The following is a 21357-nucleotide window of genomic DNA, read 5'->3' as shown; positions in this document are numbered from 1 at the left end:
GTACGCCCGAACGCCACCGGTGGAGGACGCGCCGGGGCCGGGCGCGGGTCTAGCCTTCCGGGCATGATGCCGCCCACGTCCCCACCGCCGGAGCAGGGGCCGCCCTCCCCGGAGGCGCCGCCCGAACCGTGGCGCCCGCCGTGGGCGCGGGGGGCCCGCTCGGGCCTGCCGGTGCGGCTGGCGGCGGCGGCCGCCGTGGTGCAGGTGGTCGGGTCGGGGTTCGCCGCCCGCCACCAGGACGGCCGGGCCCCGCTGGACGCCGTCGGCTACCTGCTGTTGCTGCTCGGCCCGGCGCTGCTGGCGGTGTTCGGCCGCCGTCCGGTCGCCGCGGTGGCGGGGACGTCGGTGGTCACCGCCGGGTACCTGGCCGCCGGGTACCCGTACGGCCCGGTGTTCGTGAGCTGGGTGATCGCCTGCTGCTTCGCGATCGGCTACGGACACCGCCGGGCGGCCTGGACGGGGGTCGCCGGGGTGTACCTGGTGCACGTCCTGATGTCCTTCGTCCTGCCGGACGACTGGCAGCGCGCCGCCAAGCCCCGGTTCGTCTGGCAGGTCGAACTCGGCCTGCTGGCCTGGCTGCTGCTGATGCTGGCGGTCGCCGAGCTGATCCGCTTCCGGCGCGAGCGGATCGCCGCCCACCGGGCCTACCGGCAGCAGTTGGAGCAGCGCCGGGCCAACGAGGAACGGCTCAGGATGGCAAGGGAGTTGCACGACATCCTGGCGCACAGCCTGTCCCTGATCAACATCCAGGCCGGGGTCGCGCTGGCGCTGCTGGACCGGCGGCCGGAGGAGGCCCGCACGGCGCTGGTCACCATCAAGTCGACCAGCAAGGAGGCGCTCGGCGAGGTCCGCCAGGTGCTCGCCACGCTGCGCGGGCCCGACGCCGCGCCGCGTGGGCCGGCCCCCGGGCTGGGGCGGCTGGACGAACTCACCGAGCAGGCCGACCGGGTGGGGCTGGCGGTCGAGGTGCTCGAGGACGGCGTCCGCCGCCCGCTGTCCGCCACCGTCGACCTGACCGCCTTCCGGATCGTCCAGGAGGCGCTGACCAACGTGATCCGGCACTCGGTGGCCCGGGAGGCGGTCGTGGTGCTGGACTGGCGGGACACCGCCGTCCTGGTGGTCCGGGTCGAGGACCCGGGGCCCGCGGTGGTCGCGGACGCCGGCGGGTCGGGCAGCGGGCTGGTCGGGATGCGGGAACGCGCCTCCGCGTTCGGTGGCACCATCACGGCGGGGCCGCTGCCCGGCGGCGGCTTCCGGGTCCGGGCGGAGCTGCCGACACCGAAGGCGGAGAGCGATTGATTCGGGTACTGCTGGCGGATGACCAACTGCTGGTCCGGGCGGGCTTCCGGGCCCTGCTGGACCTCCAGGACGACCTCACCGTGGTCGGCGAGGCGGACGACGGCGAGGCGGCGCTGCGGCTCGCCCGCGAACTGCTGCCCGACGTCGTGCTGATGGACGTCCGGATGCCCCGGATGGACGGGCTGGAGGCCACCCGGAGGATCGCCGGGGATCCGGCGCTGTCCTCCGTACGGGTGGTCGTGCTGACCACCTTCGAGCTGGACGAGTACGTCTTCGAGGCGCTGCGCTCGGGGGCGTCGGGCTTCCTGGTCAAGGACACCGAACCGGCCGACCTGCTGCGGGCGATCCGGGTCGCGGTGGCCGGGGACGCGCTGCTCTCGCCGGGTGTTACCAGGCGGTTGATCGGCGAGTTCGCGGCCCGCTCCAAGGGGCCGGAGACGGCTCCGGAGGGGCTCTCGGACGTCTCGGCGCTGACCGAGCGGGAGCGCGAGGTACTGGCGCTGGTCGGGATGGGGCTGTCCAACGAGGAGATCGCCCGGCGGCTGGTGGTCAGCCCGCTGACGGCGAAGACGCACGTCAGCCGGGCGATGGTGAAGCTCGGGGCGCGGGACCGGGCGCAACTGGTGGTGCTGGCCTACGAGTCGGGGCTGGTGCGGCCGGGCTGGCTGGGCTGAGGCGCCGCGGCCGGCGGGGCGGGCGGGGCGGGGCCTCGGGCGCGCCTCCGTGCGCCGGGCCTCGGGCGCACCTTCGTACGCCGAACCCCGGGCCCGCTTCCGTACGGCTACTTCCGGCCCGGCGTGGCGCGGGGCATCCGTACTCTCCCGGGAGTACCCCAACTGCCGCTGCTGGTAGGACGCGTGATGAGACCCCTCGGCGGGACGCTCAAGGCACCTCGGGAAGACCCGGGGCCGTGGAGCCGACCGAGGAGATGAACCGTGATGACCACACAGCTGGCGGAGCAACTGGCGGACTGGCACGGGCCGGGCCCCTGGATCCTGCTGGTGCCCCTGGTCTGGATCGCCGTGGTGGTCCTGGTGATCACCCTGCTGCGCCGGACGGTCTGGCGGCGGCGCGGCGCCTGCGGGTTCGGGGCCGGCGCCCCGGGTGGCGCGGAGCACCCGCTCGCCGTCCTGGGCCGCCGCTACGCCGAGGGCGACATCGACGCCGAGGAGTACCGCGCCAAGCGGGCGGTGCTCACCGAGCCGACGCGGGACGTCCCCCGGGGCGGTGGCGCCGCGTGACCACCCTCGACGTCGTACGCGGCACCGCCGCCCGGGTCGCCGACGCCGTGAAGGTCTACGGCGTCGGCGGCACCGAGGTCCGGGCGCTGGACCACGTGACGGTGGAGTTCCCGGCCGGGCGGTTCACCGCGATCATGGGGCCGTCCGGTTCGGGCAAGTCCACCCTGATGCACTGCGCGGCCGGACTGGACACCCTCACCGCCGGCAGCGCCTGGATCGGCGACACCGAACTCGGCCCACTGAACGACCGGCGGCTCACCCTGCTGCGCCGGGAGCGGATCGGCTTCGTGTTCCAGGCCTTCAACCTGGTGCCCACGCTCACCGTCCGGGAGAACATCACCCTCCCGCTGGACCTCGCCGGAGCCGCCCCCGACCAGGCCTGGCTGGACACCCTGATCGGGGTGGTCGGCCTCGGCGACCGGCTGCGGCACCGCCCGAGCGAGCTCTCCGGCGGCCTGCAGCAGCGGGTCGCGGTGGCCCGGGCGCTCGCCGGGCGGCCGCAGGTGGTCTTCGCCGACGAGCCGACCGGCAACCTCGACTCCCGCACCGGCGGCGAGGTGCTCGGCCTGCTGCGCCGCGCGGTCGACGAGATGGGGCAGGCCGTCGTCATGGTCACCCACGACCCGACGGCGGCCGGCCACGCCGACGAGGCGCTGTTCCTCGCCGACGGGCGGCTGGTGGACCGGATGGCGCGGCCGAGCGCCGACCGGGTGCTCGACCGGATGAAGGCCTTCGAACGGGGGCGGTCATGACCGCGGCCGACGCCACCCTCCGGCTCAGCCTGCGCTCGCTGCGCGCCCACAAGCGCCGGCTGGCCGGCACCCTGCTGTCCATCCTGCTCGGCGTCGCCTTCCTGACCGGCACGATGGTGCTCGGCGACACCCTGCGGGCCAACTTCGACACCCTGTTCGCCGATGCCAACGCGGGCACCGACGCGGTGGTCCGCAGCGCCGACGTCCTGGACTCCCCGGCGGCGCCCGGCGGGGTGCGGGCCCCGGTCGACGCCGCGCTCGCCGACCGGCTGCGCGCGCTGCCCGGTGTGGCGGCCGCCGAGCCGTCCGTCCAGGGCGCGGGCCAACTCATCGGCAGCGACGGCAAACCGGTCGGCGGCCAGGGCCCGCCCACCCTGGCGGGGAACTGGCTCACCGACGCCCGGCTGAACCCCTACCGGCTGGCCGAGGGCCGGGCACCGGCCGCGCCGGGCGAGGTCGTGGTCAACCGGGGCGCGGCCAAGGCGGGCGGGCTGCACCTCGGCTCGACCACCGTGCTGCGCACCCCCGATCCGGTGCCCGTCACCGTCGTCGGCATCGCCACCTTCGGGGCGAGCGCGGACGGCATGGGGCCGAGCACCTTCACCGCGATGACCTTCGCCGACGCCGAGCAGCACCTCACGCCCAAGGGTTCGGGGCAGGCCAGCTCGATCCAGGTCCGGGCGGCGGGCGGGGTGTCCCAGCGGGAGCTGGTCGACCGGATCGGCCCGCACCTGCCCGCCGGCGTCCAGGCGGTCACCGGCGCCGCGGCCACCCAGGAGAGCACCCAGCAGGTGTCCGGGCGCTTCCTCAGCCTGTTCACCACGCTGCTGCTGGTGTTCGCCGGGATCGCCCTCCTGGTGGCGACGTTCACCATCCACAACACCTTCGCCATCGTGGTCGCCCAGCGGACCAGGGAGAACGCGCTGCTGCGGGCACTCGGCGCGGCGCGCGGCCAGGTGCTCGGGGCGACGCTCGCGGAGGCGTCCCTGGTCGGTCTGCTGGCCTCGCTCGGCGGGCTGCTCGGCGGGATCGGGGTCGCGGCCGGCCTCAAGGCGCTGTTCTCGGTGCTCGGCTTCGCCCTGCCGACCGGCGGCATGGTGATCAGCACCGCCGCCGTGGTGCTGCCGCTGCTGGTCGGCACGCTGGTGGCGGTCGGTTCGGCGCTGCTGCCGGCCGTCCGGGCCGGCCGGACGGCGCCGCTGGCGGCCCTGCGGGAGACGGCGGTCGACGGGGCGGCCCGGGGCCGGGCGGGGCTCGTCCGGGTGGTGCTCGGGGGCCTGCTGCTGGCGGGCGGCGTACCGGTCGCCGTCCTCGGTGCCACCGACGGCCCGTCGGTCCTGCTGACGGCGGGCGGGGCGCTGGCGGTGCTGGCTGGCACGGTGGTGCTCGGGCCGGTCGCCGCGGCCGTCGCGGTCCGGACGCTGGGCGCACCGCTGCCCGGGCTGCGCGGGGTCTCCGGACTGCTGGCCCGGCGCAACGCGGCCCGCAACCCGCGCCGGACGGCGGCCACGGCGAGCGCGCTGATGATCGGCGTCGCGGTGGTCACGCTGTTCACCGTCTTCGGCGCCTCGATCAGGGCCACCCTGGACGACACGGTGGACAAGTCCTTCGCGGGCGACCTCGCCGTCACCACCGCCTCCTTCGGGGCGGGCGGCAGCGGGATCAGCCCCAAGGCGGCGGACGCCCTGGCCGCGCTGCCCGAGGTGCGGCAGACGGTCGGGCTCGGTCGCGGCGTCGCCCGGATCGACGGGCACGGCCGCACCCTGGACGTCACCGACCCGGCCCGGCTGCCCGGCATCGTCGACCTCGGCCGGGTGGACGGCTCGCTCACCGCGCTCGGCACGGACGGCCTCGCCGTCTCCCGCAGCGAGGCGAAGCAGCACGGCTGGCGGCTCGGACAGTCCGTCACCGTGGGCTTCACCGACGGATCGAGCGGGCCGTTCACCATCCGTGCCCTGTACGAGGGCGGCGGGTTGGCCGGCGACTACCTGATGACCAGGCAGGTCTGGGCCCCGCACCGGGGGCAGGACGCCGACACCATGGTCGCGATCGGGCTGCGCGACGGCGTTTCGCCGTCCGCCGGAAAGGCGGCGGTGGTCAAGGCGCTGGTGCCCTACGGCAGTCCGCAGGTGCAGGACCGGGCCGAGTACGCGAAGAGCGCGGCCTCCGGGGTCGACATGATGCTCTCGGTGGTCTACGCGCTGCTGGCGCTGGCCGTCCTGATAGCCCTGCTCGGCATCGCCAACACCCTCACGCTGGCGGTGCACGAGCGGACCAGGGAGTTGGGGCTGCTGAGGGCGGTGGGCCAGACCAGGGCGCAGCTGCGCGCGATGGTCCGCTGGGAGTCCGTGCTGGTGGCGGCCTTCGGGACGGTGGGCGGCCTGGGGCTCGGGGTCTTCCTCGGCTGGGCGCTGGTGAAGGCCTCGGACAGCGCGGGGACGGGGTCGTTCGCGCTCCCGGGCGGGCAACTGGCCGTGGTCCTGGCGGCCGGACTGCTCGCGGGAGCGGTGGCCGGGCTCCGCCCCGCCGGGCGGGCCGCGCGGCTGGACGTGCTGCGGGCGATCGCGGCGGAGTAGGAAGGAGGGAGCGGTGGAGCAGGAGGGGGTACGGGAGCGGGGGAGGCCCCCTCGCAGAGGGCCTCCCCGAGGTCCCGGGTCCGGCGGGTCAGTGCGCCGGCGGGTCAGTGGTCCGGCGGGTCAGCGGGCCAGCCGGCCGGCTGATCAGCTCACCGTGACCTGCGGGAACACCTCCCGCAGCAGCGGGTCCGGCAGCCCGCGCTTGCGCCACTCGCGCGGGTAGCCGAGCGAGACCTCCTCGAACGGGACGCCGTCGTAGGAGGTCTTGCGCGGAATGTGCAGGTGCCCGTAGATCATCGCCGCGGTGTTGAAACGGCGGTGCCAGTCGGCGGTCAGCTCGGTGCCGCACCACTGGGCGAACTCGGGGTACCAGAGCACTTCGGTGGGGTGGCGGACCAGCGGGTAGTGGTTGACCAGGACCAGCGGGACGTCCGGGTCGCAGGCCGCGAGCCGCTGCTCGGTCAGCCGGACGCGCTCGCGGCACCAGGAGTCGCGGTCCGGGAACGGGTCCGGGTGGAGCATCCGCTCGTCCGCGCAGACGATGCCGCTCTCGTACGCGGCCGCCAGGGACTCCTCCTTGGTGGTCGTCCCCGGGGCGCGGAAGGTGTAGTCGTACAGCAGGAAGAGCGGGGCGATCCGCACCGGGCCGGCGGGGCCGTGCCAGAGCGGGTAGGGGTCCTCGGGGGTGACGACGCCGAGGGCGCGGCACAGTTCCACCAGGTGGTTGTAGCGGGCCACGCCGCGGAGCTGGACCGGGTCCTCGGGGTGGGTCCACAGCTCGTGGTTGCCGGGGGCCCACACCACGCGGGCGAAGCGGTCGGCGAGCAGGCCGAGCGCCCACTCGATGCTGGTGGTGAGTTCGGCGACGTCACCGGCGACGAGCAGCCAGTCGTCGGGGTGGGTGGGCCGGAGCTTCTCCACCAGGTCGCGGTTCTCCCGGTAGGAGATGTGCAGGTCGCTCACCGCGAGCAGCCGCCCGCCCCCGCCCGCCCCGGTGGGCCTCGGCTGTGCGTCGCTGCGGATCTCGGTACTCACTCCTGCCCCCTGTGGTCACCCGGCCGATGTGGCCACCCTACGTGGCGGGCGGGGGTCGTGGGCAGGGTTGACATGATCGACTGTTCGGCCCGGGGCGCCAGGGAGTTGAAGCCCGGTCAGGAGCCGAGGTCGATGAGCACACCGTGGGAGGTGGCGGTGGTGACGGCGAGGATGGCCAGCGAGGCGATGCCGAGGGCCAGGCCGAGGAAGGCGCGGCCGCGGCGGCTGGTGCCGCGGACCAGGGCCAGGGTGGCGAGGGTGACGGCGATCGGGCCCAGCACGAGGTTGAAGAGCAGCAGGCCCGGGAGGCCGAGCAGGAAGGAGGCGACGGCCAGGTTGTCGGCCTCGGCGGTGCCCTGACGCTCCTCGGCGGCGCGCTCGGCGCTGCTGCGGACGGCGGCGGTACGGCCGGCGCTGTTACGGCTGGTGACGGCGTTGCTGGTGACGGCGTGGTCGGTGACGGTGCTCATGGCGGTGGCGGTCCTCTCGGCGGTCGACGGGAGTGGACGGTGCGGCGGGCTCAGCGGTGCCGCAGGCGGGCGACGCCTTCGCGGGCGCCGAAAGCGAGCAGCCAGGCGGAGATGGCGGCGGAGGCGGCGAGGAACACCGGGAGGGGGAGGTGGGCGGCGGTGCCGATCAGGACTCCCATGGCGACCAGTGCGGAGAACAGGATCACGGCTGGCTCCTTCGGCTGCGGATGCGGCTGCTGCCGCGCCGATTTCGGTTGACAAGTGTTCACTGACTTCGAGGCCCACTGTACGCCCGGCTGGCCAAGTTCGGCAAACGACTGTTTACTGAATGGCGTGAATCACACCGTGGGGGCCAGACAGGCCCAGAAGCAGCAGAGCCGGCGGGCCTTGCTGGACGCCGGTCTGCACCTGCTGGCCGATCAGAACCTGGCGAGCCTGGGCGTCCGCGAGGTCACCCGGGAGGCGGGGTTGTCCCCGGCCGCCTTCTACCGGCACTTCCCGGACCTCGCCGCCCTCGGCGTCGCCCTGGTCGAGGAGTCGCTGGCCAGCCTGCACGTCATGATCCGCTCGGTGCTCGCCGAGGCCGGGGGCGCCGAGGAGCTGATCGACCGGGCGGTGGACGTCATCCAGCGGCACGTCCGCGAACACCGGCCGCACGTGCGCTTCCTGTCGCGCGAGCGGCACGGCGGGGTCCGGCAGGTGCGCGAGGCGATCGACGCCGAACTGGGCCGATTCGCCGCCGAAGTGGGCTCCGCCCTGGCGCTCCAGCCGGTCTCGGCGGGCTGGAGCGAGCAGGACCTGCGGATGCTGGCCGAGCTCTACGTCGACCACATGGTGTCGACGGCCTCCGCCTTCCTGGAGGCCCAGGAGGCGGACCCCGCCCGCGAGCAGCGGATCGCCGCCACGGCGCGCTCGCAGCTGCGCCTGATCAGCCTCGGCCGGCGGCACTGGCAGGGGAGTTGACCGCAGCAGGGCCCTGAGTGCCGGGCCGGGCACCCGCCCGGGCGCCGGGCGGTCGATTCCATGACCAGGGGTGTTCTCTTGGTCTGGTTTTGACTCTTGACAGTAAGTCATGTCCGCGACAGCTTTGGGGGACCCCCACACCGAGAGGTCTCTCATGAAGAAGCCGCTCATAGGCATGCTCGCCACGCTCCTGGTCGCGGGAGCCACCGCCCTCGGCGGTGCCGCCCCGGCCCAGGCCGCCGCCCCGGTGCAGGTCACCGCCCCGACGGAGGCCGCTGCCCAGGCCGAGGGCTCCGCTCCGGCGGCCAAGCCGGCCGCCGTCAGCTTCGCCGGGACGGTCGCGCTCAGCAACTGCTCCGGCTCCCTGGTGCGGATGCCCGGCTCGGCCGCGACCGACCCGGCCCTGGTGCTCTCCAACGGCCACTGCCTGGAGTCCGGTATGCCCGGCCCCGGCGAGGTCGTCCTCAACCAGCCCTCCAGCCGGACCTTCACCCTGCTCAACTCGACCGGCGGCCGCCTGGCCACCCTGCGCGCGACCAAGGTGGTCTACGGCGCGATGACCGACACCGACGTGTCGATCTACCAGCTGAACACCAGCTACGCCTCGATCAAGTCGAAGTACGGGATCTCCCCGCTGACGATCGCCGACACCCACCCCAACCAGGGTGCGGACATCCGGGTCGTCTCCGGTTACTGGAAGAAGATCTACTCCTGCTCGATCGACGGCTTCGCCTACCAGTTGAACGAGGCCGACTGGACGTTCAAGGACTCGGTCCGCTACACCTCGGGCTGCAACGTGATCGGCGGCACCTCGGGCTCGCCGGTGGTCGACGCCTCGACCGGTCTGCTGGTCGCCGTGAACAACACGATCAACGAGAGCGGCGAGTCCTGCACCCTGGACAACCCGTGCGAGGTCGACGAGTCGGGCGCGGTCACGGTGCACCAGGGCATCGGCTACGCCCAGGAGACCTACGGCATCCCCGCCTGCTTCGCACCCGGCAACCGCCTCGACCTCACCCTGGCCGGCTGCACCCTGCCCCGCCCGTAGGCCCCGCTCGCACGCCCTGCCTGTAAGCCCTGCCCGTAAGCCCTGTCCGTGCAAGCCCTGTCCGCAAGCCCTGGCCCGGCCCGGGTGCCCCGGCCCGCCCGCACCGCACCCCCTCGGCGGGCGGGCCGACCCACCTGGCCTCCGGGCCGTCGAAGGAACCGCAGCGACCCCCTTGACCAGCACCTTCTCCCCGATGGGCCACCCGCGACCAGGCGGGTGGCCCATTCGGCCGTCCACCGGGCGGCCACCGCACCACCCGCACCGCAGAGTAGTGCCGACGAGGCACGTCATGTCCGTTGACCAGATGGAGAGTTGATGACCACCAGGTTCAAGAGGCTACTGGTATCCGCCCTGCTGATACCGATGTTCGCGATCGGCGGCCTGGCCGCTCCGGCCTCGGCCGACACCGGCCGCGGGGCCGAGGCGTCCGGGGCCGCGCACGGCCGGAGCCCCGCCGACGACCCGACCGCCGACATCAAGGACCGCCTGGCGGCGATCCCCGGCGTGACGATCACCGAGGAGAAGCCCACCACCACCGGCCACCGCTACTTCCTGGCCACCTACACCCAGCCGATCGACCACTTCCGCCCCTGGCTGGGCACCTTCCAGCAGCGTTTCAGCGTGCTGCACCGCGGCTACGACCGCCCGACCGTCTTCTACACCAACGGCTACACGCTGGGCACCACGCCGTCCCGCACCGAGCCGACCCGGCTGGTGGACGGCAACCAGGTCTCCATCGAGTACCGGTACTTCACCCCCTCCCGCCCGGAGCCGGCCGACTGGTCCAAGGCGGGCATCCGCCAGCAGGCCGCCGACTCGCACAAGCTGGTGACCGCGCTCAAGCGGATCTACGACCAGGAGTGGCTCTCCACCGGCGCCAGCAAGGGCGGCATGTCGTCGACCTTCTACCGCCGCTTCTACCCGGACGACGTGGCCGGCACGATCGCGTACGTCGCGCCGAACAACACCGACGTCAGCGACTACGCGGCCTACACCGAGTTCTTCCGCAACGTCGGCACCCCGGAGTGCCGTGCCAAGCTGAACGCCGCCCAGCGCGAGCTGCTGGTGCGCCGTGACCGCCTGGAGTCGCGCTACATCGCCGACAACAAGGCGGCGGGTTCCACCTTCAACACCCTCGGCACCCCGGACCGCGCCTACGAGGCCGGCGTGCTCGACGTCGTCTGGGCGTTCTGGCAGTACAGCCTGGAGTCGGACTGCGCGAAGGTCCCGGTGGCCGCGACCGCGACCGACGACGAGCTGTACGCGTGGTACGACGCCCAGTCGGGCATCACCGGCAACAGCGACCAGTCGCTGGCGAAGTACACCGCGTACTACTACCAGGCCGCGACCGAGCTGGGTGCGCCGTTCTTCGACGTCTCGTACTTGAAGGACCAGCTGCACTACGACTACAAGGACCTCTACTCGGCCCGCTCCTACGTGCCGAAGGAGATCCCGACCGTCTTCAACCCGAAGGCGATGCCCGACATCGACCGCTGGGTGAAGCGCGAGGGCGAGCGGATGATGTTCGTCTACGGCGGCAACGACCCGTGGGGTGCCAAGCCGTTCCACCTCGGCCGGGGCAGTGACGACAGCTACGTCTACGTCGTGCCCGGCGGCAACCACGGCTCCAACATCGGCAAGCTGCCGGCCGACCAGTCGGCGGAGGCCACGGCCAAGGTGCTGGAGTGGGCCGGTCTGGGCGACCAGGCCGCCGCCCGCTCGCTCGCCAAGTCGGCGCAGCCGGGGGCGCCGTTCGGCCCGCTGGACGTCGAGGGCCAGCGCCTGGAGCAGGAGCGCCGCCCGCTGTAGCGCTGCGTAGCCCAGGAGCAGAACCAGGAGCAGGACCAGGAGGCCGCCCCGCCCGGGGCGGCCTCCCGTCGTTCCCGCCGCCGATCCCGCCGTCGTTCCCGCAGGTCCCGCTGCTGCCGCCGTCTCGGCTCTCCCTCCCCCTCCCCGAAGCAGTGAATCGGTGCTTCAATGCTTCCATGGCCTACCGACGCACCCCCGCCGTCCAAGCCCGCCTGGACGCCCAGCGCGAGGCGGTGCTGCAGTCGGCGGTCGGCTTGCTCGCCGAGCGCGGTTACGGCGGCTGCACCATGGCCGCGGTGGCGGACCGCGCCGGGATCGCGACCGGCAGCCTCTACCAGCACTTCGCCAACAAGGCCGAGCTGTCGGTGCAGTTGTTCCGCCGGGTGGTCACCCGCGAGATGGCCGCGGTGAACGCCGCCGTCGCGCTGCGGGACACCCCGCGGCAGCGGATCGCCGCCGTGGTCGAGACCTTCGCCACCCGTGCCCTGCGGGCCCCCCGGCTGGCGTACGCGCTGCTGGTCGAGCCCGCCGACACGGTGGTGGACGGCGAGCGTCTGGTGTTCCGGCGGGCGTTCCGGGACGTGATCGCCACCGAGATCGCCGCTGCCGTGGCGGCCGGCGAACTCCCCGAGCAGGACCCGGTGCTGACCGCCGCCGCCCTGGTCGGCGCGGTCGGCGAGGCCCTGGCCGGCCCGCTCGCGGCCCAGCCCTCGGGCCCCCAGCCCCCCGACGCCCGGCTCCCCGGTCCTCAGCCCTCCGACCCTCAGCCTTCCGGCCCCCGGCCCCACTCCGACCCCCAGCGGGCCACCGCCGAGGTGGTCCCCGCCCTGGTCTCCTTCACCCTGCGTGCCCTGGGAGGACGCGATGACAGCGACGCATGAGGTCACCAACCAGGTGCCCCTGCCGTACGGACACGACACCGCCGCCGATCCGACCCTGCTCGCCGCCCTGCACCGGGCCGGCGCCGGCTGGGCCGAGCCCGAACTGCGCGAGCTCGGCCGCCTGGCGGGCTCCGAGCAGGCCGCCGACTGGGGCCGGCTGGCCAACGAGAACCCGCCGGTGCTGCGCACCCACGACCGCTTCGGCCACCGGATCGACGAGGTCGAGTTCCACCCGTCCTGGCACGAGCTGATGCGCACCGCCGTGTCCTACGGCCTGCACGCCGTGCCCTGGCGGGACGACCGGCCCGGCGCCCACTCCGCCCGCGCCGCCAAGTTCTTCGTCTGGAGCCAGGTCGAGGCCGGTCACACCTGCCCGATCTCGATGACCTACGCCGCCGTCCCGGCCCTGCGCCAGAACCCGGCCCTGGCAGCCGAGTTGGAGCCGCTGCTGGCCGCCACCGAGTACGACTACGGGCTGCGCGAGCCGCGCACCAAGCGCGGGCTGATCGCCGGCATGTCGATGACGGAGAAGCAGGGCGGCTCGGACGTCCGGACCAACACCACCACCGCCGTCCCGCAGTCCGACGGCAGCTACCGGCTCACCGGGCACAAGTGGTTCACCTCGGCGCCGATGTCCGATCTCTTCCTGACCCTCGCCCAGGCCCCCGGCGGGCTCAGCTGCTTCGTGCTGCCGCGCGTCCTCCCGGACGGCAGCCGCAACCGACTGCACCTGATGCGGCTCAAGGACAAGCTCGGCAACAAGTCCAACGCCTCCGCCGAGCTGGAGTACGACGGCGCGGTCGGCCTGCTGGTCGGCGAGGAGGGCCGGGGCGTGCCGACCATCATCGAGATGGTCAACATGACCCGTCTGGACTGCACGATCGGCGCCGCCTCCGGGATGCGCTACGGCGCCACCCGGGCGGTCCACCACGCCCTGCACCGGCGGGCGTTCGGCAAGGCGCTGGTCGACCAGCCGCTGATGCGCAACGTGCTGGCCGACCTGGTGGTGGAGTCCGAGGCGGCCACGGCCGTCGCGATGCGGCTGGCCCACGCGACGGACCTCACCCTCGCCGGGGACGGGAACGAGGCGCTGGTGCGGCGCCTGGGCCTGGCAGTGGCCAAGTACTGGGTCTGCAAGCGCGGTCCGGCGCACTCCGCCGAGGCGCTGGAGTGCCTGGGCGGCAACGGCTACGTCGAGGAGTCCGGGATGCCCCGGCTCTACCGCGAGGCACCGCTGGTGTCGATCTGGGAGGGCTCCGGCAACGTCGCCGCCCTGGACGCCCTGCGCGCCATGGCCAAGCGGCCGGAGACGATCGAGGCCTTCATGGGCGAGCTCGACGCGGCGGCCGGGGCGGACCGCCGGCTGGACGCGGCCGTCGCCGGACTGCGCAAGCAGTTCAGCGACCCGACCGACCTGGAGTACCGCACCCGGCGGCTGGTGGAGTCGATGGCGCTGGCCTTCCAAGGTTCGCTGCTGGTCCGGTACGGCAGCCCGGCGGTGGCCGACGCCTTCTGCGCGAGCCGGCTCGGCGGCGACCACGGCGCCGCCTTCGGCACCCTGCCGTCCGGCGTCGACACCGCCGCGATCATCGACCGCGCCCGCCCGGTGCCCGCGTGAACGATCGGGAGCACGATCTCGCGAACGATCGGGAGCACGACCCCGCGAACGACCAGGAGTCCGCAGGCGTACGGGAGTTCTGGCAGGGCCTGGGCCTGCCCGGGCTGATCGACGTGCACACCCACTTCATGCCGAAGAACGTCCTCGACAAGGTCTGGGCGTACTTCGACGCGGCCGGTCCGCTGGTGAACCGCCCCTGGCCGATCACCTACCGCGAGGCCGAGGAGCAGCGGGTCCAGCGGCTGCGGGACTTCGGCGTCCGGGCGTTCACGTCCATGCTGTACCCGCACAAGCCGGGTATGGCCGGCTGGTTGAACGCCTGGGCCGCCGAGTTCGCCGCCCGCACCCCGGAGTGCCTGCACACCGCGACCTTCTTCCCCGAACCCGGGGCGGCCGGTTACGTGGCCCGCGCGATCGAGGACGGCGCCCGGGTGTTCAAGGCGCACCTCCAGGTCGGCGGCTACGACCCGACGGACGACCGGCTGGACGAGGTCTGGGGGCTGCTCGCCGAGACCGGCACCCCGGTGGTCACCCACTGCGGATCCGGGCCGGTGCCGGGCAAGTTCACCGGTCCCGGCCCGATCGGCGCGGTGCTGGACCGGCACCCGGGCCTGGTCCTGGTGGTCGCCCACCTGGGCATGCCCGAGTACCGCGACTTCCTCGACCTCGCCGAGCGCCACCCGGCCGTCCGGCTGGACACCACCATCGCGTTCACCGACTTCGCCGAGGCCGACGTGCCCTTCCCGCGCGACGAACTGCCGCGCCTGCGCGGGCTCCGGGAGCGCGTCCTGCTCGGCAGCGACTTCCCCAACATCCCGTACCGGTACGTCCACCAGCTGGAGGCGCTGGCCGGACTGGGGCTGGGGGAGGAGTGGCTGCGGGCGGTCTGCCACGACAACGCGGCCGCGCTGTTCGGTCTCACCTGAGGCCTCACCTGAGGCCTCACCCGTGGCCTCGCCCGAGGCTTCGCCCGTGAGGCCTCGCCCGAGGCTTCACCCAAGTCCCACCCCGGGCCTCACCCGACCGCGCGCAGCACCCCCACCGCGTCCGCGTGCAGTCCGGGCGCGGCGGTGAGGAAGCCGTCCGAGCCGGCCGTCCAGGCCGACCCGGCGGTGTCCGTCACCGTCGCGCCCGCCTCGCTCGCCACCAGGGCGCCCGGCAGCAGGTTGCCCGCGTCCTGCCCGTACTGCCAGAACAGCGCCAGGTGCCCGGAGCCGACCTGCGCCACCTGGAGCGCGGTCGGGCCGAGGTTGCGCACCGCGAGCACCGCGCCCGCCATCGCGGACAGCGACTCGCCGGCCCGGCGCAGCGCCACCGGGTCGGCGGCCACCAGCGGCGGCTGGCTGGTGGCTGCGACGGTGGCCGCCAGCTCGCGCTCCAGCGGCGCGATCGGCCGCCCGTCCAACTGGGCGCCGCCGCCCAGCACCGCCCGGTAGGTCCGGCCCGCGCCGAACAGCTCCGGGGCGTGCACCACGGCCAGCACCGCCGCGCCGTCGCGCACCAGCGTGGCCGTCACCGCCCAGTGCGGCTGCCCGAGCAGGTACTGCACCGCGCCGTCGGTCGCGTCACAGACCCACCACTCGCCCTCGGCGGGCACCGAGCTGTCCAGTTCCTCCGGCACCCACCCGGCCTGCGGGCGAAGCGCGGTGAGCCGCTCGCGCAGTTCGGCGGCGGCCGGGCCGTCCAGCTCGGCGAACCGGGCCATCGCCTCCTCGACCGTCCGCCCCGGGGTCGGCTCGACCGGCCGGGCCGCCGCCAGCCCCGCGCCGACCTCGCGCACCGCCGCCTCCACGGCCTCCGTCAGCGCCCACAGCTCCGCGACCTGTCCCTGTCCGTCCATGTCCTGCCTCCTCGGCTCCGTGCTGCTCCGCCCCGGTCCGGTGCGTCCCGGCGCGTTCCGGCCGCGTTCCGGCCGGGCAGGACAAGGAGTACCGTCAGGACTGCCGAACAGGACGTACGGGCAGCCCGAAGCGACGGAGATCGGACACCATGGACCTCGACACGACGGATCCGGACACCGTGCTGGACACCCTGGACCGCCGCCTGGTCTGCGCGCTCCAGGTGGACGGACGGGCCGAGCCCGGCCGGATCGCCGAGGTGCTGGGCGTCTCCGCCCGGACGGTCACCCGCCGGCTGGGCCGGATGCGCGAGGCCGGAGTGCTCCGGGTGGTGCGGCTGCCCGACGTCGAGGACGCCGCCGTGGGCGCGCTGCTGCTGCGGGTCCGGGTGCTGCGCGGCCGGGTGGACGCCCTCGCCCGGGCGCTGGCCGACCGCTCGGACGTGCCCTTCGTCGACGTGATGCTGGGCGGCCACGAGGTCGGCGCCGTGATGCTGGGCGACGCCCACGGCCGGGACCGGCTGCTGTACGGGCAGCTGCCCGCGACCGGTGCCGTCGTCGAGACCACCACCCACGCCGTCCTGCACGCCTTCGCGGACGCCGGGCAGTGGCGGGCCGGCGGGCTGACCGACGAGGAGGCCGCCGCGCTCGCCCGGCCGCTCGCCCCGCGCCCCGCCGTGCCCCCGCCGCTGGACGACCTCGACCGCGCCCTGCTGGACCGGCTCGGGCAGGACGCCCGGCAGTCCCACGCGGTGCTGGCCGGGGCGGTCGGCGCGCCCGAGTCGACCGTACGGCGCCGACTGCACCGGCTGGACGGGCTCGGCCTGCTGCGCACCCACGCCACCGTGGACCCCCGGCTGCTCGGCATGGCCGTGGACGCCAACCTCTGGCTGGACGTGCCGCCGGGCCGGCTCGCCGAGGTCGGCGCCGAGCTGGCCCGCCACCCGCAGGTGCACGGCGTCTTCGCCACCAGCGGCCCGACCAACCTGCTGGCCACGCTGTTCTGCCCGGACCACGGCGGCCTCTACCGCTTCCTCACCGACACCCTGGGCCCGCTGGGGGTCACCCGCGCGGAGACCACGATCACCGCCCGCGCGGTGAAGCGGGCCGGGGTGCTGCTGGACCGGCCGTCGCGCGCACGGTGAGCTCCGGGCGGGCCGGGCCGGGCGCCTCGCCCGTGCGGTGGCCGGGTACGTGACCCGCGGGGTAATCGACGGGCGCCGTCCGGCCCGGCAGGGTGGAGGTACCCGGGCGGGCGGTCGGCGCCACCGGGACACCACCCCGGTCAGGAGACGATCCGCATGCGTGCGAACGCACACCCCGTCACCCCCGCCACCCCCGCCCGGCCCGCTGCGGTGTTCTCGCCGTGGACGGTCCGCGGGGTCCTCGCCCTGGACGCGGTGGTCACCGCGGGCAACGGCCTGGCCTATCTGGCCTTCGCCGGTCCGCTCGGCGGCCTGCTCGGGGTCGGTCGTCCCACCCTGCTGGTCCTCGGGCTGCTCCTGACCTGCCACGGCCTGGTGCTCGGCGCGCTGGCCGCCCGCCGCCCGCCGCGGCCCGCGGTGCTGGCGGTGGCGGGGATCAACGCCGGGTGGGTGCTGCTCAGCCTGGTCGCGCTCGCCGTCCGGTTCGCGCCGACCGCGTCCGGCACGGTCTGGGTCCCGGTGCAGGCCGCCGCCGTGGCGCTGTTCGTGGTGCTCCAGCTCGCGGCCCTGCGCCGGAGCGGTGCCCGGCGGTAGGGCCGACCCACCGGGCACCGCTCCGGCGCAGGGCTACCGGTCCGGGCCGACCACGGACTGCAGGTGCTGCACGGTCTCCCGGTCGGCGGGCAGGAAGGTCTCCAGGGCGAGTTCGGAGACGGTCACGTCCAGTGGTGTGTTGAAGGTGGTGACGGTCGACAGGAAGGAGAGCACCCGGCCGTCGTGCCGGACCCGCAGCGGCAGCGCGAAGGGGTTCCGCTCCTCGGCGGCTTCCGGGGTCGGCTCCTCCTCCGGTTCGGGGTAGCCGAGCACTTCCTGGTACAGCTGCCGCAGCGGTTCCGCGTGGATCCCCGGCTCCAGCCGCTCCTCCAGCCGGGAGAGCAGGTGCCGCCGCCACTGCCGGAAGTTGACGATGTGCCGTGCCAGCCCGTCCGGGTGCAGGGCGACCCGGACGGCGTTGAACGGCGGCCGGAGCAGCTCGGGGGCGACGCCGTCCAGCAGCAGGGTGAGCGAGCGGTTGGCCGCCAGCACCCGGAAGGTGCCGTCGACGACCACGGCCGGGTACGGGTCGTGGGCGGCGAGCAGCCGTTCGACGCCGCCGCGCAGCGCGTCCATGGACGGGGCGTCCAGCGGTGTCTCGGGGTAGTGCGGGGCGTAACCCGCCGCCAGCAGCAGGGAGTTGCGCTCGCGCACCGGGACGTCCAGCTGTTCGGCCAGGCGCAGCAGCAGCTCCCGGCTCGGCCGGGCGCGGCCGTTCTCGACGAAGCTGAGGTGTCGGGCCGAGGAGTTCGCCCGCAGGGCCAGCTGGAGTTGGCTGAGCTGCCGCCGCTCCCGCCAGCCGCGCAGCAGCGGTCCGACGCCGGTCCCTGTCGGGCCGCCCATGCCCGCCATGATCGTCATGGGCAAGGACGGTACTCGAACCGACCCCGTCCGCGGGAGGGGGCCGTGGGTGCGGGTGTCGTGAGGTCGGGTGTCGTGAGATCGGGTGCCGGAGGTTCAGGCGCCGGTGGTCGAGCCGGGGCGGATCACCATCAGCACCACGACCACCGCCCACAGCAGGTTGAACACCCCGGCGGTCATCGGCAGCAGCCGCAGGCCGCTGACGGCCTTGGTGCGCTGCTCGTCCGCCGGGTCGAGGCCGAGCGCGTCCACGGCGGCCTGCTGGCCGGGCAGCACGAAGAGCAGCAGGGAGAGCGCGGCGACCGCGGTGAGCACCATGGAGGCGATCAGCCAGGACTGGCCGAGCACGTCCATCACCTGGGCCACGCCGATGCCCAGCAGCGGCACCGCGACGCCGAGCAGCGCGTAGACCTGGGTGATCCGGTGCAGGACGCGCAGCACGCCCGCGTCCGAGGCCTGGTCCGGGCCGCCGGCCAGGGCGGCCTTCGCCCGGCGCGGGAACATGCTGACGGCCACCGCGACCGGGCCTATGAACAGGACCGACGCGAGGACGTGCAGGCTCAGCAGGAACTTGGCCATGGCGGGGCACCCTTTGATCCGGTGGGCAGCGGGGGGACGGCGGGCGTGCGCGCTCGGCGTGCCCACGACCAGGCACGCTAACACCGCTTATCCACCGGCCCCGCGCTCGGGTGCCCGGCCCGGTGCCCCGCTCAGCCCGCCGGGACCAGCTCCACGATCCGCGGCGGGGCGGTGCTGACGGCCGCGACGGCGGCGCCCTGCCCGGGGTCGGTCCAGTCGAGCAGGTGGAGGTCCTCGAAGCGGCTGTGCAGCGGGGCGCCGGGCGGGACGTCCAGCGGCAGGGCGGAGAGGTCGACCTGCCCGAGGGTGTCCAGGGTGACCCGCCCGATCTTGATCAGCGACTCCTTGCGCACCCACTGCCGCAGGAACGCCCGGTCCGGCTCCGGGGCCGCCTCGACCAGGGCCAGCTCGGCGGGGGCGAGCACCCGGCGGGCCACGGCGCGCAGCGAGCCGCCCCGGCCGGCCAGCTCGACGTCCACGCCGACCGGGCGCCGGCCCGCGCCGGCCGCGACCACGCCCCGGGTGTGCGACAGGCTGACCTCCACCCCGGGGTGGTCGGGCAGGTAGGGCTTGCCGTGGTCGGCGAGGCCGCAGTCCGGGCACTCCTGGGCGAGCACCAGCCCGGCGACCGGGACGCCGAGCAGGCGGGCGGCGCAGAGCCGGACCAGCACGTGCCCGGCGACGAAGTCGGTCCGCCCGGACTCCTGCCGGAAGCGTGCGGCGCGGGCCCGCTCGATCTCGGTGAGCAGGTGTTCGCCCGCCTCGGGGTGCCGCAGTACGGCGTCGGCGGACGCGACGGCGACGAGCGGCGCGTCCTGCTCCTGGGCCTCGGTGGTCATGACCTCCAACCTAGTCCGCCCAGCCGCCGGGCGGGGAGCCGGACCCTGGGGGAGCGGGCGGGACCGCGGTCCCGGCGGCGGGCGGGTCGGGCGGAACGAGGGGTCGTCCGCAGGGTGCTCGGATCCGATCTGAGGGCCCGCAGGGTGTGAACAGTCCGTTTTAGGATTGAATGTCTCTGATCTGTGGGATCATCAGGAGATATGAATGAATCTGGCAGGTCGTCCGGACCTGCCCTTTTCTCTGCGCGGAGGAATTGTCGATGGGTCAGGCCACCGGTTCGCCGGATCACCGAGCGACCGCCGTGAGAAGAACACCCGCCACCGGCCGCCGCCGGGCCGTCCGGATCGCCGTGGCGACCGCCGTCGCCGCCGTGCCGCTGGCCGCCGTGCTGACGGTCGGTTCGGCCGCCCCGCTCGCCCCGCCGCTGGGCGCCTGCTCCGGCCCCGACTGCCCCGCCACCTGGCCGCCGCCGAACAACGGCGACTTCACCGGGCGGGACGCCACGATCAACGTCTTCACCGGCGGCGACTACACCGTCAACGGCCGCGCGGCCGAGGCCGAGGGCAAGATCGTCACGCTGGGGAACCTGACCGTCGACAAGAACGGCGGCGGCGTCTACAACATGGGCGTGGTGGGCGTCGGCTCGCGCGTCGTGCCGCCCGACGGCAGTGACTTCGTCACCACCGGCGGCAACGTCGACGTCAGGACCGGCAACTCGATCCTGATCGGCGGCAGCGATTCCCACGGCCCGGCCTTCGGCAACCTGCGCCACGCGGGCGGCGTCACCGGCACCGTCAGCATCGACCCCACCGGCCGGTCGATCCAGGACCCGAACGCCGCCGCGCCCTACCAGGACGTGCTGACCCGGATCGAGGAGGTCTCCGACTGCGTCGGGCGGGCCACCGCGACCGGCACCGTCGACGTCTCCTCCAGCCAGGCCACCTTCACCGGTGACGGCGTCAGCATGAAGCAGGTCTTCAACGTCACCCAGAACCTGGCCTCCCCGAGCGGCGGCCAGATCGGTCTGGTCTTCACCAACATCCCGGCCGGGGCCACCGTCGTGGTGAACATGCTCGGGGACAGCCCGGTCATCAACACCTACACGGGCACCGGCCTGGCCGGCGACCAGACCACCGACCTGCGCTCCAAGCTGCTGTACAACTTCCCGACCGCGACCTCGGCGCAGATCAACGGCAGCGCCCAGTTCCAGGGCGCGGTCATGGCCGGCAACCCGGGCAGCACCACGACCCTCGCCCAGCCGGGCATCAACGGCCGGGTCTACCTCGCGGGCAACCTGATCCACACCGGTACGGGCGGCTACGAGATCCACAGCTACCCGTTCGACGGGGACCTGCCGGACTGCCGGGTGACGCCGAGCCCGACACCGACCTCGCCCTCCCCGACGTCGCCGTCCCCCACCTCTCCGTCGCCGACGTCGCCGTCGCCGACGTCGCCCAGCCCCACCTCGCCCAGCCCCACCTCGCCGAGCCCGACGTCCCCGTCGCCGACGTCCCCGAGCCCGACCTCGCCGCGTCCGACCCCGACCTCCCCGAGCGCGAGCACCACCTCGGCATCGGCGAGCTCGTCCACGTCGAGCGCGGGCCCGGCCCCGACCAGCCACCACCCGAGCGGTCACCACCCCGGTGGCCACGGCGAGTTGCCCTCGACCGGTGCGGGTAACGCGCCGGTGGTCTTCGGCCTGGCCGGTGTCGGCCTGCTCGGCCTGGGTGGCCTCGCCGTGCTGGCCGCCCGCCGTCGCCGGGGCCGCCACAGCTGACGCCCCGGCCAGTGCCCCTCGGGCCGCCCGCC

At 74.4% G+C, this 21357-nt stretch carries 21 protein-coding genes; 14 read left to right on the top strand and 7 right to left on the bottom strand.

Features of this window, described 5'->3' with window-relative positions:
• Positions 1–63: 63 nt before the first annotated feature.
• The 5 genes from ACFXOZ_RS26740 (at position 64) to ACFXOZ_RS26720 (ending at position 5868) form a co-directional block, all read left to right on the top strand.
• Positions 64–1299: a sensor histidine kinase gene (locus ACFXOZ_RS26740; protein WP_380593047.1), complete on the top strand. Its 1236-nt coding sequence runs from the start codon at positions 64–66 to the stop codon at positions 1297–1299.
• Positions 1296–1973 (top strand): response regulator, encoded by a 678-nt coding sequence (locus ACFXOZ_RS26735; protein ID WP_375887821.1) that lies wholly within the window; start codon positions 1296–1298, stop codon positions 1971–1973. The genes ACFXOZ_RS26740 and ACFXOZ_RS26735 overlap by 4 nt, the downstream gene beginning before the upstream one ends.
• A 264-nt stretch (positions 1974–2237) precedes the next feature.
• The gene (locus ACFXOZ_RS26730; protein WP_375887823.1) at positions 2238–2540 is read left to right on the top strand and encodes an SHOCT domain-containing protein; all 303 of its coding nucleotides are present in this window, start codon (positions 2238–2240) and stop codon (positions 2538–2540) included.
• Complete coding sequence (locus ACFXOZ_RS26725) at positions 2537–3292, top strand: ABC transporter ATP-binding protein (protein ID WP_380593046.1); 756 nt, start codon at positions 2537–2539, stop codon at positions 3290–3292. Before ACFXOZ_RS26730 ends, ACFXOZ_RS26725 begins: the two co-directional genes overlap by 4 nt.
• A complete protein-coding gene (locus tag ACFXOZ_RS26720; RefSeq protein WP_380593045.1) occupies positions 3289–5868 on the top strand; it encodes an FtsX-like permease family protein in 2580 nt (859 codons plus the stop codon). Before ACFXOZ_RS26725 ends, ACFXOZ_RS26720 begins: the two co-directional genes overlap by 4 nt.
• Positions 5869–6012: 144 nt before the next feature.
• Here ACFXOZ_RS26720 and ACFXOZ_RS26715 read toward each other — a convergent pair whose 3' ends face one another.
• The 3 genes from ACFXOZ_RS26715 to ACFXOZ_RS26705 form a co-directional block, all read right to left on the bottom strand.
• Positions 6013–6891 (bottom strand): metallophosphoesterase family protein, encoded by an 879-nt coding sequence (locus tag ACFXOZ_RS26715; protein WP_380525260.1) that lies wholly within the window; start codon positions 6889–6891, stop codon positions 6013–6015.
• 128 nt (positions 6892–7019) lie between these two features.
• Complete coding sequence (locus ACFXOZ_RS26710) at positions 7020–7373, bottom strand: DUF4190 domain-containing protein (RefSeq protein WP_380593044.1); 354 nt, start codon at positions 7371–7373, stop codon at positions 7020–7022.
• A 50-nt stretch (positions 7374–7423) separates the two neighbouring features.
• Positions 7424–7579: a hypothetical protein gene (locus tag ACFXOZ_RS26705; protein WP_375887834.1), complete on the bottom strand. Its 156-nt coding sequence runs from the start codon at positions 7577–7579 to the stop codon at positions 7424–7426.
• 127 nt (positions 7580–7706) lie between these two features.
• On the opposite strand from ACFXOZ_RS26705, the gene ACFXOZ_RS26700 reads away from it, so the two are divergent.
• The 6 genes from ACFXOZ_RS26700 (at position 7707) to ACFXOZ_RS26675 (ending at position 14618) form a co-directional block, all read left to right on the top strand.
• Positions 7707–8336, top strand: coding sequence for a TetR family transcriptional regulator (locus tag ACFXOZ_RS26700; protein ID WP_380406134.1), 630 nt, complete (start codon positions 7707–7709; stop codon positions 8334–8336).
• A gap of 154 nt (positions 8337–8490) precedes the next feature.
• Positions 8491–9384, top strand: a complete 894-nt coding sequence (locus tag ACFXOZ_RS26695) for a trypsin-like peptidase domain-containing protein (protein WP_380593043.1) — start codon at positions 8491–8493, stop codon at positions 9382–9384.
• 315 nt (positions 9385–9699) lie between these two features.
• A complete protein-coding gene (locus ACFXOZ_RS26690) occupies positions 9700–11193 on the top strand; it encodes a S28 family serine protease (RefSeq protein WP_375887840.1) in 1494 nt (497 codons plus the stop codon).
• A gap of 176 nt (positions 11194–11369) precedes the next feature.
• Complete coding sequence (locus ACFXOZ_RS26685) at positions 11370–12074, top strand: TetR/AcrR family transcriptional regulator (RefSeq protein ID WP_380593042.1); 705 nt, start codon at positions 11370–11372, stop codon at positions 12072–12074.
• Complete coding sequence (locus tag ACFXOZ_RS26680) at positions 12058–13692, top strand: acyl-CoA dehydrogenase family protein (protein WP_380593041.1); 1635 nt, start codon at positions 12058–12060, stop codon at positions 13690–13692. Before ACFXOZ_RS26685 ends, ACFXOZ_RS26680 begins: the two co-directional genes overlap by 17 nt.
• On the top strand, positions 13689–14618 hold the full coding sequence (locus ACFXOZ_RS26675) for an amidohydrolase family protein (protein ID WP_380525248.1): 930 nt from the start codon (positions 13689–13691) through the stop codon (positions 14616–14618). Before ACFXOZ_RS26680 ends, ACFXOZ_RS26675 begins: the two co-directional genes overlap by 4 nt.
• A gap of 89 nt (positions 14619–14707) precedes the next feature.
• Here the strand turns inward: ACFXOZ_RS26675 and ACFXOZ_RS26670 are convergent, their stop codons facing one another.
• On the bottom strand, positions 14708–15532 hold the full coding sequence (locus tag ACFXOZ_RS26670) for an inositol monophosphatase family protein (protein WP_380593040.1): 825 nt from the start codon (positions 15530–15532) through the stop codon (positions 14708–14710).
• Between the two features lie 149 nt (positions 15533–15681).
• Here ACFXOZ_RS26670 and ACFXOZ_RS26665 point away from each other — a divergent pair, with 149 nt between their 5' ends.
• The gene (locus ACFXOZ_RS26665) at positions 15682–16674 is read left to right on the top strand and encodes an Lrp/AsnC family transcriptional regulator (RefSeq protein ID WP_380593039.1); all 993 of its coding nucleotides are present in this window, start codon (positions 15682–15684) and stop codon (positions 16672–16674) included.
• Positions 16675–16830: 156 nt separating this feature from the next.
• Positions 16831–17268: a hypothetical protein gene (locus ACFXOZ_RS26660; protein WP_380593038.1), complete on the top strand. Its 438-nt coding sequence runs from the start codon at positions 16831–16833 to the stop codon at positions 17266–17268.
• Between the two features lie 33 nt (positions 17269–17301).
• Here ACFXOZ_RS26660 and ACFXOZ_RS26655 read toward each other — a convergent pair whose 3' ends face one another.
• From ACFXOZ_RS26655 to ACFXOZ_RS26645, 3 genes are all read right to left on the bottom strand, one after another.
• Positions 17302–18129, bottom strand: a complete 828-nt coding sequence (locus tag ACFXOZ_RS26655; RefSeq protein WP_375887854.1) for a helix-turn-helix domain-containing protein — start codon at positions 18127–18129, stop codon at positions 17302–17304.
• Between the two features lie 96 nt (positions 18130–18225).
• A complete protein-coding gene (locus ACFXOZ_RS26650) occupies positions 18226–18708 on the bottom strand; it encodes a DUF2269 family protein (protein WP_375887856.1) in 483 nt (160 codons plus the stop codon).
• Between the two features lie 131 nt (positions 18709–18839).
• The gene (locus ACFXOZ_RS26645; protein ID WP_380525244.1) at positions 18840–19547 is read right to left on the bottom strand and encodes a 4'-phosphopantetheinyl transferase family protein; all 708 of its coding nucleotides are present in this window, start codon (positions 19545–19547) and stop codon (positions 18840–18842) included.
• Between the two features lie 302 nt (positions 19548–19849).
• Here ACFXOZ_RS26645 and ACFXOZ_RS26640 point away from each other — a divergent pair, with 302 nt between their 5' ends.
• Entirely contained in the window at positions 19850–21325 is a 1476-nt protein-coding gene (locus ACFXOZ_RS26640; RefSeq protein WP_380593037.1) for a choice-of-anchor A family protein, read from the top strand.
• The last annotated feature ends 32 nt before the right edge of the window (positions 21326–21357 follow it).

Source organism: Kitasatospora sp. NPDC059160 (genome assembly GCF_042755465.1).
Lineage (GTDB): Bacteria > Actinomycetota > Actinomycetes > Streptomycetales > Streptomycetaceae > Kitasatospora.
Note: the sequence above shows the minus strand (reverse complement) of the source record. Positions and strands in the feature narration are given on the sequence as shown.